We start from the raw sequence: 15,015 nt of genomic DNA, 5'->3' as shown, positions 1-15,015 counted from the left end.
AGCCTGTCCGCGTGCCCGTTCCCGACGACTCCAAGACCCCCGATCCCCGGCTGATGGCGGCCATCGTCGCCAGCGCCCTGTTCATGCAGAACCTCGACAGCACCGTGGTGGCCACGGCGCTGCCGGCCATGGCCCGCTCCATGGGGGAGGACCCCCTGGTGATGGGCGTCGCCATCACCTCCTATCTGGTGGCGCTGACCGTCTTCATCCCGCTGAGTGGCTGGGTGGCCGACCGTTTCGGCGCCAAGCAGGTCTTCATGACCGCCATCGCCACCTTCACCCTGGCCTCGGCCTTCTGCGGCCTGTCGGGCGGGCTGGCGGAGCTGGTGGCGGCGCGCGTGCTGCAGGGCCTGGGCGGGGCGATGATGGTGCCGGTCGGGCGCCTGCTGCTGCTGCGCCGGGTCCGCAAGGAGGAGCTGCTCTCGGTCACCACCTGGCTGACCATGCCCGGCCTGCTCGGCCCGCTGCTGGGCCCGCCCGTCGGCGGCCTGCTGACCGACCTGATCTCCTGGCGCGCCGTCTTCTGGATCAACGTGCCGGTCGGGCTGCTGGGCCTGCTGCTGGTCTGGCGCGTCATCCCCGCCCTGCCGGCCAGTCTGCCGCCGCCGCCCGATCTGCGGGGCCTGACCCTGGTGGGCCTCGCCCTGGCGCTGCTGATGTTCGCCTTCGAGACGTTGGGCCGCGGCCTGGTGCCGCCGCTGCTGGCCGAGGCGATGCTGGGCCTCGGCCTGCTGGTGAGCCTGCTGGCGGTGCGCCACTGCCTGCGCGCGCCCCATCCGGCACTCGATTTCAGCCTGTTGTCGATCCCGAGCTTCCGGGTGCCGAACCTGGCCGGCACGGTGTTCCGCATCGGGGCCGGGGCGGTGCCCTTCCTGGTGCCGCTGGCGCTGCAACTCGGCTTCGGCGCCAGCGCGGCGCAGAGCGGCATGGTGAGCTTCGCCACCGCGCTCGGCGCCTTCGCCATGAAGCCCATGGCCCGGTTCGCGCTGCGCGCCTTCGGCTTCCGCGGCGTGCTGGTCTGGAACGCCGTGCTGACGGCGCTCAGCATCGCCGCCTGCGCGGCCTTCCGCCCCGGCTGGCCCATGGCGGCGGTCTTCGCGGTACTGCTGCTGGGCGGGCTGTTCCGCAGCCTGCATTTCACCACGCTGAACACTTTGGCCTATGCCGAGGTGCCGCAGGAGAAGCTCTCGGCGGCGACCAGCCTCTACAGCACCGCCCAGCAGCTGCCGCTGGCACTGGGCGTGGCGCTCGCCTCCGCGGTGCTGCAGGCCAGCGTGGCCCTGAGCGGCCGGAGCGCGGTGGCGATGCCCGATTTCACGGCGGGGTTCCTGACCGCGGCCCTGCTGACCCTGCTGGCAGCGCCCCTGGCGACCGGCCTGCCGCGCGATGTGGGGGAGGGCATCGTCGAGGGCCGCCGGCGCTGAGCCGGGCCGCCATGACGGGGAGATGAAGCGGCGTCCAGACCGTTTCATGCCTTTGTCACGCCAATTGTGACAATAAACGCAAACTGCGACGTCTCCGGCCTTGCTAAGGTGCCGTCGATCTCCGCGTCACGCGGGACCGGGGGCATAGTCCGGAAGGCATCGTAGGATGGATGGCAGCATGAACCAGAGGCCAGAGACCGCTGCGGGAAGCGTCGTCCGACAGCGCTGGCATGACCTCGACCAGCTGCGGGCCATCCTCATGCTGGCCGGCATTCCCTACCATGTCGGCCTGGTCTACGCGGCGCATGCCACCTGGATCGTCGCCTCGCCGGATCGGTCCCAGGTCATGACCTGGTGGCTCCAGTTCAGCCATACCTTCCGCATGCCCGCCTTCTTCCTGATCGCCGGCCTCTTCGCCATGCTGCTGATCCGGCGGCGGGGCAGCGGCCCCTGGCTCGCGGGTCGGCTGCGGCGCATCGGCATCCCGCTCGCCACCTCCCTGGTGCTGATCAGCCCGCTGATGGTCATGGCCAGCGCCGCCTCGCTGGGCGGCATGGAGAACATCGCTCCCGGCCTGCTGGCGGAGCTGCGCCAGATCTCCTCCACCTGGACGGTGCATCTCTGGTTCCTGATCTACCTGCTGCTCTATTGCGGCCTCTTCGCCGGGCTTTGCGGCCTGATCGGGGTCGAGCGGATGGAGCGGGGCGCGGCCTTGCTGGGCGAGGGGCTGGCTCGCCGCCCGGCCCTGGCCTGGATCGCCCTGGCGGCGGCGGGGCTGACGACGCTCGCCGTCGCCACGGCGGCCAGCCTGGTGGAGGCGAGCTACCTGATCGGCGGCATCTTCGTTCCCGCCGACTTCGTGGCCAACGGGCTGATGTTCCTGACCGGCGCCCTGCTGGTTCTGCGGCCGGCCTGGCTCGAGGGCTTCCGCCGGCCGAAGCCGGCCGTCTGGGTGCTGGCCTTCCTCGCGGCCATCGCCATGGCGGCGGTGCAGAGCGAGGAGGGCACCCTGAACAAGGCCCTGACCTATCTCCTGATGCCGGTGGTCGGCATCCTCTTCTCGCATGTCCTGCTCTCGGCGGCCCGGCGCTGGCTCGACCGGCCGACCGGCTTCACGCGGCTCATGGTGGATGCCGCCATGACCATGTACCTGGTCCATGTCGTCTTCGTGCTCTGGCTGTCCGTGCTCTTTCTCGCCGTGCCGCTGCCGGCGGAGCTGGAGATCCTGATCATCGTCCTGCTCACGGGCCTGGGCTCCTATCTGGTCTATCGCCTGGTCGCCCTGAGCCCGCTGCTGACCTTCCTGTTCAACGGCACGCCGCTCCGGCCATCCCCGGCCTCTGCCGTTCTGGCCGGGAGCGGCGCTGGCCGCGCCTGAGGCGGCGCTCTATTCGGCCGGCGCGGCGCTGGGGGCGGTGCCCGGGCCGCGCGAGAAGCGCCGCGCCACGCCCTCGAAGGCCAGGAAGAGCACCGGCGTCACGAACAGGGTGAGCGCCTGTGAGACGGCGAGCCCGCCCACCACAGCGAGGCCCAGCGGCTGGCGCAGCTCGGCCGCGGCGCCCCAGCCGGCGGCGATCGGCACCGCGCCGGCGGCGGCGGCGAGGGTGGTCATCATGATCGGGCGGAAGCGGATGATGCTGGCCTCGCGCACGGCGGTCAGCGGGTCGTCCCCCGCCTTCAGGCGGGCGAGCGCCACATCGACCACCATGATGGCGTTCTTCTTCACCAGCCCGATCAGCAGCAGCACGCCGATGACGGCGATGACCGAGAGGTCGAGCCCGAAGAGCCAGAGCGTGGCCAGCGCGCCCAGCGCCGCCGGCGGCAGGCCGGAGAGGATGGTCAGCGGGTGGACCAGGCTCTCATAGAGCACGCCCAGCACCACATACATGATCAGCACCGCGGCCAGCAGCAGCATTCCCTGGCCGGCCAGGGCCTGCTGGAAGATCTGCGCCGTGCCGGCATAGCCGGTGACGATGGTGGGCGGCAGGCCCGCCTGCCGCTCCAGCGCGGCGATGGCATCCGTGGCCTGGCCCAGCGCCACGCCCGGCGCCGTGTTGAAGCCGATGGTCACCGCCGGAAGCTGACCCTGATGCGCGACGGTGAGGGGGCCGACGCGCCGCTCCAGCCGGGCGATGCCATCCAGCGGCACCAGCCGGCCCGAGCTGCTGCGCAGATAGATCTTGGACAGGCCGCTCTCGTCCCGCTGGTCGCGCGGCAGGGCCTCGAGGATCACCGCATAGCTGTCCGAGGCGCCGAAGATGGTGCTGATCTGCCGCGCGCCATAGGCCGAGTAGAGCGCCTGCCGCACCTGATCGACGGTGACGCCGACCGAGGCGGCGCGGTCGCGGTCCACATTGACGGACAGGATGGGCGCGGCGAGCTGCAGGTCGGTGTTCACGTCCTGCAGCTCCGGCAGGCCCTGCATGGCCGCCTGCAGCCGCTCGGACCAGTCGTAGAGCTCATCGGCCCGCAGGCCCTGGAGCGTGTACTGGTAGAGGGTGCGGGAGGCGCGGGCGCCGAAGTTGATGTTCTGGATCGGGTTGATGAAGGCCTTGGTGCCCGGCACGGCGGTGGTCTGGCGCCGCAGCTCCTGGATGATCCGGCCGATCGGCGCCCGCTCCGCGCGCGGCTTGAGCTGGACGAACATGCGGCCCTGGTTCAGCGAATAGGCGGTGCCGCCGATACCGACCACGGAATTGACCCGCTCCACCGCCGGATGGGCGCGGACGATCTCCACCAGCCGCTGCTGCCGCGCGGCCATGTCGTCGAAGGAGACATCCTGCGGACCCTCGGTGTTGACGCTGAGCAGCCCCGTATCCTCGATCGGGAAGAAGCCCTTCGGGATGGCCACGGCGAGCCAGACCGAGGCGCCGATGGAGGCCAGGAAGACCAGCCAGACGGCCGGGCGGAAGCGCAGCGAGCGGTCCAGCAGCCAGGCATAGCCGCGCTCCACCCCCTGGAACCCGCGCTCCAGCACCGCCTCGAAGCGTGAGGGCCGGCCATGCGCCGGCAGGCGGCTGGCCATCAGCGGCGTCAGGGTCAGGGAGACGATGCAGGAGACGATGACGGCGAGCGAGACGGTGGCGGCGAAGGCGTTGAACACCCGCCCGACCACGCCGCCCATCAGCAGGATCGGGATGAAGACGGCGATCAGCGAGAGGGTGATCGAGATGATGGTGAAGCCGATCTCGCGCGCGCCGCGGATGGCGGCGGCCAGCGGATGCATCCCCTCCTCGATATGGCGGACGATGGCCTCGAGCATGACGATGGCGTCGTCCACCACCAGGCCGACGGCGAGCGTCAGGCCGAGCAGGGTGATGTTGTCGATGCCATAGCCCAGCGCGTGCATCAGCCCGAAGGTGCCGGCCAGCGAGATCGGCACGGCGATGCCCGGGATCAGCGTGGCCGAGACCCGGCGCAGGAAGAGGAAGATGACCATCACGACGAGGCCGACGGCGATCATCAGGTGGTGCTGCACGTCATGCACCGCCTCGCGGATCGAGACCGAGCGGTCGAGCATGACGGAAAGCTCGGCGCCGGGCGGCAGCGCGGCCTGCAGGCCGGGCAGGGCGGCCTTCACCCCGTCCACCACATCGACCGTGTTGGCGTCCGGCTGGCGCTGCACGGCGAGCGTCAGGCCGCGCGCGCCGTTGATCCAGGAGGCGACCCGGTTGTTCTCGACGCCATCCTCGACGCGCGCGACATCCTGCACCCGGATCGGCGCATTGGGCCGGCCGCCGATGACGAGGCGGCCGAACTCCTCGGCATTCTGCAACTGGTCGTTGGCGCGCAGGGTGAGCTGCTGGCGCGGGCCGTTCAGCGCGCCGACCGGCGTGTTGGTGTTGGCGGCGGCGATGGCCCGCTGCGCCTCGTCGAAGCCCAGGCCGAGCGCCGCCAGCCGATCCGGATCGAGCTGCACGCGCACGGCATATTTCTGCTCGCCATAGGTCAGCACCTGCGCCACGCCGGGGATGCGCGAGAGGGCGGGGGAGATCAGCACCGCCGCCACCTCGTTCAGCCGGTAGAGCGGCACATCACCGCCGCGCAGGTTCAGCAGCACCACCGGCGCATCCGCCGGGTTGGATTTGCGGAAGCTGGGCGGGTTGGTCATCTCCTGCGGCAGGCGACGCTGGGCCCGGGAGATGGCCGACTGCACATCGAGCGCCGCGGCGTCGATGTCCCGCCCGAGCACGAATTGCAGGGTGATCGAAGTGGTGCCCTGGCCGCTGGTCGAGGACATCTGGTCGATGCCCGCGATGGTCGAGAACTCCCGCTCCAGCGGCAGCGCGACGGAATTCGCCATGGTCTCCGGGCTGGCGCCGGGAAGCTGGGCGCTGACCGAGATGACCGGGAAATCGACCCGCGGCATGGCGGCCACGGGAAGCTGGAAATAGGCCACCGCCCCGGCCACCACCGCCGCCACGGCCAGCAGGAAGGTCATCACCGGGCGGCGGATGCAGAGCTCGGACAGGTGCATCGGGGCGGTTCCTCGGCCAGGCGGCGGGTCAGGGCAGGCGGGCGGTCATCTCAACTGGCGGCTCAGCTCGGGCCGGCCGGCGTCCGGGCGGGCTGCGGCGCGCCACGCACCGCGACCCGGGCGCCGTCGGAGAGCAGTTGCGCGCCGTCGGTCACCACCCGGTCGCCGGCCTGCAATTCGGCCTTCACCACGGCGCGCCCCGCGACGACGCGTTGCAACTCGATCGGGCGGCGGTGCGCCTGGCTTCCGGCATCGACGACATAGACATAACGCCCGCCCTGGCTGCCGGTCAGCACCGCCTGCACCGGGATCGACAGCGCGTCCGGCTCGACGCGCGGCACCAGCACCACGTTGACGTACTGGCCGGGCCAGAGGGCGTCGTCCGGATTGGCGAAGCGGGCCTTGAGCTGCACCGTGCCGGAGGCGGTGTCCACCTGGCTGTCCACGAAGTGCAGCGCGCCCTCGACGGGCGGGTGACTGTCGCCCGGCGGATGCGCGGTGACGCGGGGCGGGCCGCCCTCGCGCATCGCCGTGCGGATCTCGGGCAACCAGCGTTCCGGCACGGCGAACTGCACCTGGATCGGGTCGGTCTGGGTGATGGTGGCGAGCGGCGCGCTGTCGCCCTGGCGGACCAGGTTGCCCTCGGTGATCGGCAGGGCGCCGAGGCGGCCGTCGATCTGGGCGCGGATGGTGGCGTAGCCGAGGGTGATGCGCGTCTGGGCAATCAGCGCCTCCCCGGCCTTCACCGTGGCCTCGGCGCTGGCGGCGTCCGCCTGGGCCTGCTCGTAGCGCTGCACGGCGGCGAAGCCCTCGCCGCGTAGGGCGCTGTAGCGGCTGGCATCGGCGCGGGCGCGGACCGCCAGGGCCTTGTCCCGGGCGAGCTGCGCTTCCTGCTGCGCCAGCAGCGCCTCGGTCATGCGCGAGTCGAGGGTGAAGAGCACATCCCCCTCCTTCACCCGCTGCCCCTCGGCGACATGCACCTGACGGATCTGCCCCTCGACGCGGCTGCGCACCGTCACCGTCGCCTCGGCGACCACATTGCCGTTGGCGGCGATCTCCAGCGGGATCGGGCCCCGCTCGACCGGGCTGACGAGGACGGGGATGGCGGGGGCCTGGGCGGCGGCGGGCGATACGGCCGCCACCCCGAGGGCGAGTGCCGCCAGGACATGGCGAAGCGCCCCACAGCGCCGCCAGGGCAGCATGAGGGGCACGCCGGCGGGAAGAGCCGGCGCAGGGCTGGGCGACCGCGATGCCTTCATGGCTATCGCCATAAAGTGTTGTCGGAGAGCGGCATAGCCACCGTTACACGGCGTTACATTAAACGTCGTGCGGCCTGCCGCAACCTGTCCTGACAAGCGGACAAAAGCCGAAAACCGCGGGCTGGAAGGCCTCTCGGCCCACCCCACGGTCACGACAGATCCGCTTGTTCCGTCCGGGACCGGGATGATCCGGCGGACGGGGAAGGCTCAGAAGCCTTCGCGCTCCAGGCGCTTGCGCTCCACCTTGCGGGCGCGGCGAACGGCCTCGGCGGCCTCGCGGGCGCGGCGCTCGGAGGGCTTCTCGTAGTGGCGGCGCAGCTTCATCTCGCGAAAGACGCCTTCGCGCTGCAGCTTCTTCTTCAGGGCCTTGAGGGCCTGGTCGATATTGTTATCCCGAACGACGACCTGCACGCTGTGCGGTCTCCTCTTTCTGGTCAGGGCCCGGCAACCAGGATTCTGGCCGACCAGGTTTGCGGATGCGAAACGCACGAAGCACCGGTCATGCCGGCGCCTTCCTGCAAGGTGGCGAGCCCCTTAGCATGTCTCCGCGCGGGAATGAAAGCCCCTTCCCGGAGTCGTCCGGCGCCCCAATTCTAGGCGGGCCCCAGCCGAGGAGAGGACGCATGGCCATCCTGAAGATCGCCCGCATGGGACATCCCGTCCTGCTGCAGGTCGCGGAGCCCGTGCCGGACCCCACCGCGCCGGAGATCGGCCGCCTGGTGCGCGACATGGCGGAGACCATGCTGGACGCCTCGGGCCTCGGCCTGGCGGCGCCCCAGGTGCACGAGCCGCTCCGTCTCTTCGTCTGGCGCAACGGCGAGAATGTCGCCGCCCTGATCAACCCGGAGATCGAGCTGCTCGGCCCGCCCGATCAGAGCGGTTGGGAGGGTTGCCTGTCGATCCCCGGCCTGCGCGGCAATGTGGAGCGCGCCGGGAAGGTCGCGTTCCGCGGCCTCGACATCGAGGGGCGGACGGTGGAGGGCGAGGCGGAGGGCCTGCTGGCGCGGGTGATGCAGCATGAGTTCGACCACCTGAACGGCATCCTCTACCCCTCCCGCATGAGCGACATGGCGCTGTTCGGCTTCACCGACGAGCTAACCCGCGCCGCCGTCCGCCAGCAGGCCGAGGCGGCGCCCGCCATGGCCGGGCCGGCACGATGAGCCTGCACCGCAGCGCCGAGCGGGACGCCGCGCTCCGCCTTCTGTTGCCGCAGGTGCCGCGTCTCGGCTGGAACGAGGCCGCGCTCCGGGTGGCCCTGCGGGATGCGGGGCAGGAGGCCGAGGCGGCGGCCTGGCTGTTCCCCGAGGGGCCGGTCGGCATGGTGGAGGCCTGGGCCGATCTGGCCGACCGCGACATGGCGGCGGCCGGCGCCGAGGCGGGGGTGGAGGGGATGCGCATTCCGCAGCGCATCCGCACCCTGCTGGCGATCCGGCTGCGCCAGCAGGCCCCGCACAAGGAGGCGGTGCGCCGGGCCCTGGCGCTGCTGGCCCTGCCCTGGAACCTCGGCGCCGCCAGCCGCATCACCGCCCGCACCGTCGATGCCGTCTGGCAGGCGGCCGGCGACGCCTCCACGGACCTCTCCTTCTACACCCGCCGCGCTACCCTGGCCGGGATCTATGCCGCCACCCTGACCTTCTGGCTGCAGGACCCCGACCCCGAGGCGACGCTCGCCTTCCTGGACCGCCGCCTGGCCGGGTTGGCGCGGATGCAGAAGCGCCGCAAGCCGGCGTGAGCCGGAGGCGCGGGGCGGGGTCGAGCGGAAAGCGGTGGACATCGGGCGGCGCGCGCGGCACAGCCCCGCCTTTGATCCACCTTGCCGCGGGATCCCCCCACGTGACCGATACTCCTTCGCCGCTTGTCGGCATCATCATGGGCAGCCGTTCGGACTGGGAGACCATGCGCCATGCCGACGAGACGCTGACGCGCCTCGGCATCGCGCATGAGTGCCGCGTGGTCTCGGCGCACCGCACGCCGCAGCGCCTCTACGACTATGCCGCCACCGCCGCCGAACGCGGCCTGCGCGTCATCATCGCGGGCGCGGGGGGCGCCGCGCACCTCCCCGGCATGGCCGCCGCCATGACCCGGCTGCCCGTGCTCGGCGTGCCGGTCGAGAGCCACGCCCTGAAGGGCATGGACAGCCTGCTCTCCATCGTCCAGATGCCGGCCGGCATTCCGGTGGGCACGCTCGCCATCGGCCGCGCCGGCGCCGTCAACGCCGCGCTGCTGGCCGCCGCCATGCTGGCCACCACCGATGCCGGGCTGGCGGAGCGGCTGGAGGCCTGGCGGGCGGAGCAGACCGCCGCCGTGGTGGAGGAGCCGGCATGAGCGGCGCCTTGGCCACGCCGCTGCCCCCCAACAGCACCATCGGCATCCTGGGCGGCGGGCAGCTCGGCCGCATGTCGGCGCTGGCCGCCGCCGAGCTGGGCTATCGCTGCCACGTCTATGCGCCGGACGCCGATTCGCCCGGAATGCAGGTCGCGGCCGCCCGCACGGTGGCGGACTACGAGGACCCGGAGGCCCTGGCCGCCTTCGCCGCCGCCGTCGATGTCGTGACCTTCGAGTTCGAGAACGTGCCCGCCCGCACGCTGGAGATCCTGGCGCCGCGAGTGCCCTGCCGCCCGGGCCGGAAGGCGCTCGCCGTCTGCCAGGACCGGCTGCAGGAGAAGGCCTTCCTGGAGCGGGCCGGCGTGCCGGTGGCGCCCTGGCGCGCGGTGCACGACCTCGCCGGGCTGGAGGCGGCGATGGCCGAGATCGGCCTGCCGGCCGTGCTGAAGACCACGCGGCTCGGCTATGACGGGCGCGGCCAGGCCGTGCTCCGCCGGCCGGAGGAGGCGGCGGAGGCCTTCGCGCGGCTCGAGCCCAGGCCGCTGATCCTGGAGGCCTTCGTCCCCTTCACCCAGGAGATCTCCGCCGTGGCGGCGCGTGGTCTGGACGGGAGCGTCGCCGTCTATGACGCGGTGGAGAATCGCCACAGCCACCACATCCTGGACCTCTCCTTCGCACCGGCCCGGGTGCCGGAGGCGGTGGCCGGACAGGCCCGGCGCCATGTCGCGGAGGTGGCCGCGGCGCTGGAGCTGGTGGGCGTGCTGGCGGTCGAGTTCTTCCTGCTGCCGGACGGCCGGCTGCTGGGCAACGAGATCGCGCCCCGGCCGCACAATTCCGGGCACTGGACCATGGATGCCTGCCAGGCCGGGCAGTTCCATCAACACATCCGGGCTGTTGCAGGAATGCCACTCGGCAGCGCCGAGCGGCATTCGGATGCGGTGATGCGCAATCTGATCGGGCCCGAAGGCATGGCCCGGCTGCCCGCGCTGCTGCCGCAGCCTGACGTTTCCGTACATCTCTATGGAAAGCAGGCCGCCCGGGCCGGCCGGAAGATGGGCCACGCCAACTGCCTCCTGCCACGCGGCAGCCTGTCCGCGCAGGATGAGGGGAAGCTGCTCGCGCGGCTGTGACCAAAAAGCCCCAGGGGTACTGTGTCTTGAAGGACACATGTGGCTGCAATCTGGTTGCAACCCGCTGTGCAGCGCTCAAGGTGATGCTAAGTCATGGTCACGCGGCGCCGGACTCGAAGGACTTCTTCGCGGATGCGCGCAGCGAGCATGCCTCTGGTGGATCGAGGAGATTTCTAATGAGCCTCAAGAAGGCGCTTCTGGCGGCGACCGTTCTGGCGCTGCCGCTCGCGGCTCAGGCGCAGACGCCGGTCACGGGTGTTTACATCGGTGCGGGTGCTGGCTGGAACCATCTGCAGGACACGGATATCGGGACCGGCGGCGTCGCCCAGGACCTGAAGGCGGAGTTCGACGAGGGCTTCGGCGGTGTTCTGAGCATCGGTTACGGCTTCGGCAACGGCCTGCGCGCCGAGATCGAGGGCAACTACCGTCAGAACGACGTCAGCAAGCTGACGCTCGGCAGCACGACCCTGCCCCGGATCGGCGGCACCGCCCGCACCTACGGCGCGATGGCCAACGTGCTGTATGACTTCAACCTCGGCCTGCCGGTCGTTCCCTATGTCGGCGGTGGCGTGGGTTATGCCTGGACCGATTATGACACCGTCCGCAGCCGCGGCCCGGGTCTGTCCAGCGTGACGACCGACGACAACGAGGGTCAGTTCGCCTATCAGGGCATCGCCGGCGCGGCCTTCCCGATCGCCGCCGTTCCCGGCCTGGCGCTGACCGCCGAGTACCGCTTCCTCGGCACGCTGCGCCCCGAGCTGAGCACCGTGACCCGCAACACCGCGGGCGCCGTGACCAGCAACCGCGACGCCAAGGTCGACAACTACAACCACTCGGTCTTCGTCGGCCTGCGCTACGCCTTCAACCAGCCGGTCCCGCCGGCCCCGGTTCCGGTCGCTCCGGCTCCCGCCGCCGCCCCGGCCCCGGCCCGCACCTATCTCGTCTTCTTCGACTGGGATCGGTACAACCTGACGGAGCGCGCCCGCCAGATCATCGCCGAGGCGGCGCAGAACGCCGGCCGCGTGCAGAGCACCCGCATCGAGGTGGCCGGCCACGCCGATCGCTCGGGCTCGCCGCAGTACAACCAGCGCCTGTCGCAGCGTCGCGCCGACGCCGTGGCGGCCGAGCTGGTCCGTCTGGGCGTGAACCGCTCCTCCATCGTCGTGCAGGCCTTCGGCGAGAGCCGCCCGCTGGTCCCGACCGCCGATGGCGTGCGCGAGCCGCAGAACCGCCGCGTCGAGATCGTGCTGCGCTAAGCAGCACGCTTCGGCCGGAACAGGAGGGGCGCCGCGAGGCGCCCCTTTTCGTTTGCGGGCATTCGTCGGCGGGCAAGACCGGGGAGGGCGCCGGGAACGACCCGCCGCCGCCCGGCGTCAGGCGATGATGTCGGGCACCAGCCGGCTTTCCAGCCAGGCGATCTCATCCTTCAGCTTCAGCTTGCGCTTCTTCAGGCGCTGGAGCTGAAGCTGGTCCAGCAAGGACAATTCCAGGCGAGCGATGACGGTGTCCAGGTCACGATGCTCGCTTCGGAGCTCGTGCAGGCGGCGGAGCAGGCTGTCGCGGTCGGCCAGGGTGAGCCTCATGAGTTGTGTTCGGTTTGAGTCGCATCCGGGCGGGAATGCGCCATATCATGTCCAGGCATGGCCGCACAGCATGCTCTGTCGTCTGTTGCGCGCGGTCGCCGCTTTACCGGCACCGCGGCCCGCTGGACGGTACGGGCGCTACGGCGGCCCTGCCTCGCGGAGGAACCGGTCGGGCAGAGGCCCGACAAGGCTCCCGGCCGGCTCCGTGAGCCCGCCAACCGATTGGAGGATCGCGTGCCGATGATGCAACAGCCCCGCTTGCGCAGCCTGCAGGAGCGTCATGCCCATCTGGAGAGGCAGATCGCCGAGGAAGGCAACAGGCCTCAACCGGATGCCGGTGCTCTTGGCCGCCTGAAACTCGCCAAACTCCGTCTGAAGGAGGAGATGCAACGGCTGCGCCCCGGCCGCTGATCGGAGCGCTGACCTGAACCGCCCCTGTGGCCGCGAGGCCACAGGGGCTTTTCCGTTCCGGCGCGCCCGGTCCGGCGGCGCGCAAGGGGTCGTGACAAATCCATGGCCAGGGGGCATGGAAGCCCGACCCGGCCCGCACCACGTGACCTCACCACGTAACCCCACTGCGGCGACGGGCGGTTGCCCGCCGTCCGGCGGAGCGACGAGGCGGGGCCGCATGGCCCGGGCCGACCTATTCCATGAACAGGAGAGATGGCACCGCATGGACGCCACGGACATTGCGCGGGTGCAGGCTTATCTGCGGCGTATTCTCGGCAGCGACAGGGTCACACTCGTGAAGCCGGCGCGGCCCGGCCTCTCGGTCGAGGTCGCCGTGCAGGATGAGGTGATCGGGACGGCGCACCGGGATGCCGAGGACGGCGAGGTCTCCTACTCGATCCACCTGACCGTGCTCGAGGAGGATCTGCCCCAGGCGCCCAAGCCGGCCGCGGCGCCGCGCCGGCGCTGAGGCCCTCTTCTGGCAAGGAGGCGCATGAAAAAGGCCGGGGCGGCGAATGCCCCGGCCTTTTTTCTTGTCCGCGGAGCTTGCCGCTCCGCCCCGGTCCAGGCGCCGGCGGCCTGTTCAGGCCGCGTCCTCGTCCTCCGGTGGCGCCATCGGGGCGGCGGGGTTGCCGCCCGCCGCCATCACCGCGGCATTCAGGTCCGATTGGCTGCACAGGCCCAGGATCACCGGATCGCGCGGCTTGATGTTGGCGCTGTTCCAGTGGGTGCGATCGCGCACCTTGGCGATGGTGTCCTTGGTGGTGCCCAGCAGCTTGCCGATCTGCGCCTCGGACAGCTGCGGGAAGTTGCGCAGCAGGAAGGCGATGGCGTCCGGACGGTCGTTGCGCTTGGAGACGGGGGTGTAGCGCGCGCCCTTGCCCCGGCTCTTCGGCGCCGGCAGCGCGCTTTCCAGCAGCCGCAGACGGGCATTCGGATCGGCCTCGACGCGGAGGATCTCCTCGCGCGTCAACTGCCCGTTCTGGATCGGATCATAGCCGACGATCCCCTGCGCGACCTCTCCATCGGCGATCGCCTGGACCTCGAGCGGATGCATGCCGACGAACTCGGCGATCTGTTCGAAGCTGAGGGAGGTCTTCTCGATCAGCCACACGGCGGTGGCCTTCGGCATCAGCGGGAGCGGCATCGGCAACCTTGTCAGTCGGTCGGGGCATGGCGGATGGGCGGGGGCAGCCCGCCGCCCACCCCGGTGGCCTTGCATATAAGGCCCGGGGGGGAGGGGGTCAAAGCCCGAGGCCATTCGCCAAGCGGAATGCGCGGAGATCACGCGGATATGCCCCCTCGTCGTGGCGTGGCCTTGCGCCGGCCGCCGGCATCCATATCGTTCCAGAAGGGAAGCAGGAGCGCGGATGATGGGTCGGAAACTGGCGGTGGTGTTCGGCGGCGCGGGCTTCATCGGGCGGCATCTGGTGCCGCGCCTGGCACGGGATGGCTATGAGTGCCGGATCGTCACCCGCAATCCGGAGGCGGTGCGGCCGCTGTCCACCCAGGGCCGGCTGGGGCAGGTGGTGCCCTGGACCGCGGATCTGCGGTCCGACGCGGCGCTGGCGCGGGCGGTGCGGGAGGCGCGGCTGGTGGTCAACCTGATCGGGATCCTGGCCGAGCGGCGCCGGGGCGATTTCCAGCGGCTGCAGGGCGAGCTGCCGGGCCGCATCGGCGCCGCGGCCCGGCAGGAGGGCGTCGCGCATCTGGTGCAGGTCTCCGCCATCGGCGCCGATCCGGGAAGCGACAGCGCCTATGCGCGCAGCAAGGCCGCCGGGGAGGCGGCGGTCCGGGCGGCCTTTCCGCAGGCGACCATCCTGCGGCCGTCCATCGTCTTCGGGCCGGAGGACCATTTCTTCAACCGCTTCGCCGCCATGGCGCGGTGGCTGCCGGCCCTGCCGGTCATCCGCGGCGGCACGCGTTTCCAGCCCGTCCATGTGGGGGATGTCGCCGAGGCCATCCTGCGGACCGCGGAAGGGGGCGCCTTCGCCGGCCGCACCTTCGAGCTGGGCGGGCCCCGGGTGGCCACCTTCCGGGAGCTGATGGGCTATGTGCTGGAAGTCACCGGCCGCTCGCGCCGCCTCCTCCCGGTCCCGGAGGGCCTGGCGCGGCTGCAGGCCAGGCTGGGCGAGCATCTGCCGGGCGCGCCGCTGACCCGCGATCAGCTCGCCCTGCTGCGGCACGACAATGTGGTCTCCCCGGAGGCAGACGGATTCGCGGCGCTGGGCCTGCGGCCGGTGGCGATGGAGGCGGTGGTGCCGGGCTACCTGGCGCCCTATCGGCCGGATGGCGGGCGGGAACGGTCTTCGACCTCATAGGGCCGAATCGGCCGTTTGTCTCGGTAATGCGATACGGTTTCGTAAA

The 15,015-nt window shown here is 71.2% G+C and carries 15 protein-coding genes; 10 read left to right on the top strand and 5 right to left on the bottom strand.

Annotation, left to right across the window (positions count from 1 at the left end; genetic code table 11):
- Nucleotides 1-11: 11 nt before the first annotated feature.
- Together ACF3NH_RS00580 and ACF3NH_RS00575 are read left to right on the top strand one after the other, a co-directional pair.
- On the top strand, nucleotides 12-1,424 hold the full coding sequence (locus ACF3NH_RS00580) for an MFS transporter (RefSeq protein WP_422921482.1): 1,413 nt from the start codon (nucleotides 12-14) through the stop codon (nucleotides 1,422-1,424).
- Between the two features lie 178 nt (nucleotides 1,425-1,602).
- Nucleotides 1,603-2,802, top strand: a complete 1,200-nt coding sequence (locus tag ACF3NH_RS00575) for an acyltransferase family protein (protein ID WP_198364441.1) — start codon at nucleotides 1,603-1,605, stop codon at nucleotides 2,800-2,802.
- A 9-nt stretch (nucleotides 2,803-2,811) separates the two neighbouring features.
- On the opposite strand, the gene ACF3NH_RS00570 is transcribed toward ACF3NH_RS00575, so the two are convergent.
- The 3 genes from ACF3NH_RS00570 to rpsU all read right to left on the bottom strand — a co-directional run bounded on the left by ACF3NH_RS00570 (nucleotide 2,812) and on the right by rpsU (nucleotide 7,571).
- On the bottom strand, nucleotides 2,812-5,901 hold the full coding sequence (locus tag ACF3NH_RS00570; protein WP_198364442.1) for an efflux RND transporter permease subunit: 3,090 nt from the start codon (nucleotides 5,899-5,901) through the stop codon (nucleotides 2,812-2,814).
- 62 nt (nucleotides 5,902-5,963) lie between these two features.
- A complete protein-coding gene (locus tag ACF3NH_RS00565; protein WP_422924692.1) occupies nucleotides 5,964-7,103 on the bottom strand; it encodes an efflux RND transporter periplasmic adaptor subunit in 1,140 nt (379 codons plus the stop codon).
- Nucleotides 7,104-7,367: 264 nt separating this feature from the next.
- Nucleotides 7,368-7,571 carry a 30S ribosomal protein S21 gene (gene rpsU / locus ACF3NH_RS00560; RefSeq protein WP_007006360.1) on the bottom strand — a complete coding sequence of 68 codons (204 nt, stop codon included), beginning with the start codon at nucleotides 7,569-7,571 and terminating at the stop codon, nucleotides 7,368-7,370.
- Nucleotides 7,572-7,783: 212 nt separating this feature from the next.
- Between rpsU and def the strand changes: the two genes are divergently transcribed.
- From def to ACF3NH_RS00535, 5 genes are all read left to right on the top strand, one after another.
- Nucleotides 7,784-8,320 carry a peptide deformylase gene (gene def, locus ACF3NH_RS00555; protein ID WP_422921481.1) on the top strand — a complete coding sequence of 179 codons (537 nt, stop codon included), beginning with the start codon at nucleotides 7,784-7,786 and terminating at the stop codon, nucleotides 8,318-8,320.
- A complete protein-coding gene (locus ACF3NH_RS00550) occupies nucleotides 8,317-8,892 on the top strand; it encodes a COQ9 family protein (protein ID WP_422921480.1) in 576 nt (191 codons plus the stop codon). The genes def and ACF3NH_RS00550 overlap by 4 nt, the downstream gene beginning before the upstream one ends.
- A 137-nt stretch (nucleotides 8,893-9,029) precedes the next feature.
- Nucleotides 9,030-9,485, top strand: a complete 456-nt coding sequence (gene purE, locus ACF3NH_RS00545) for a 5-(carboxyamino)imidazole ribonucleotide mutase (RefSeq protein WP_198364980.1) — start codon at nucleotides 9,030-9,032, stop codon at nucleotides 9,483-9,485.
- Nucleotides 9,482-10,615, top strand: coding sequence for a 5-(carboxyamino)imidazole ribonucleotide synthase (locus ACF3NH_RS00540; protein ID WP_422921479.1), 1,134 nt, complete (start codon nucleotides 9,482-9,484; stop codon nucleotides 10,613-10,615). Before purE ends, ACF3NH_RS00540 begins: the two co-directional genes overlap by 4 nt.
- 176 nt (nucleotides 10,616-10,791) lie before the next feature.
- Nucleotides 10,792-11,871 carry an OmpA family protein gene (locus ACF3NH_RS00535; protein ID WP_422921478.1) on the top strand — a complete coding sequence of 360 codons (1,080 nt, stop codon included), beginning with the start codon at nucleotides 10,792-10,794 and terminating at the stop codon, nucleotides 11,869-11,871.
- A 117-nt stretch (nucleotides 11,872-11,988) separates the two neighbouring features.
- Here ACF3NH_RS00535 and ACF3NH_RS00530 read toward each other — a convergent pair whose 3' ends face one another.
- Nucleotides 11,989-12,198 (bottom strand): DUF465 domain-containing protein, encoded by a 210-nt coding sequence (locus ACF3NH_RS00530; protein ID WP_198364447.1) that lies wholly within the window; start codon nucleotides 12,196-12,198, stop codon nucleotides 11,989-11,991.
- Nucleotides 12,199-12,438: 240 nt separating this feature from the next.
- Here ACF3NH_RS00530 and ACF3NH_RS00525 point away from each other — a divergent pair, with 240 nt between their 5' ends.
- The gene (locus ACF3NH_RS00525; RefSeq protein WP_198364448.1) at nucleotides 12,439-12,609 is read left to right on the top strand and encodes a YdcH family protein; all 171 of its coding nucleotides are present in this window, start codon (nucleotides 12,439-12,441) and stop codon (nucleotides 12,607-12,609) included.
- A 262-nt stretch (nucleotides 12,610-12,871) separates the two neighbouring features.
- Nucleotides 12,872-13,117 carry a DUF3126 family protein gene (locus ACF3NH_RS00520; RefSeq protein ID WP_198364449.1) on the top strand — a complete coding sequence of 82 codons (246 nt, stop codon included), beginning with the start codon at nucleotides 12,872-12,874 and terminating at the stop codon, nucleotides 13,115-13,117.
- 114 nt (nucleotides 13,118-13,231) lie between these two features.
- Here ACF3NH_RS00520 and ACF3NH_RS00515 read toward each other — a convergent pair whose 3' ends face one another.
- Complete coding sequence (locus ACF3NH_RS00515) at nucleotides 13,232-13,795, bottom strand: DUF1013 domain-containing protein (protein WP_198364450.1); 564 nt, start codon at nucleotides 13,793-13,795, stop codon at nucleotides 13,232-13,234.
- A gap of 223 nt (nucleotides 13,796-14,018) precedes the next feature.
- Here ACF3NH_RS00515 and ACF3NH_RS00510 point away from each other — a divergent pair, with 223 nt between their 5' ends.
- Entirely contained in the window at nucleotides 14,019-14,969 is a 951-nt protein-coding gene (locus ACF3NH_RS00510; RefSeq protein ID WP_422921476.1) for a complex I NDUFA9 subunit family protein, read from the top strand.
- Nucleotides 14,970-15,015: the final 46 nt, after the last annotated feature.

The sequence above is a fragment of the Pseudoroseomonas sp. WGS1072 genome (assembly GCF_049340465.1).
Classification (GTDB): Bacteria; Pseudomonadota; Alphaproteobacteria; order Acetobacterales; family Acetobacteraceae; genus Pseudoroseomonas.
This window is presented reverse-complemented; position numbering and strand designations above follow the sequence as displayed.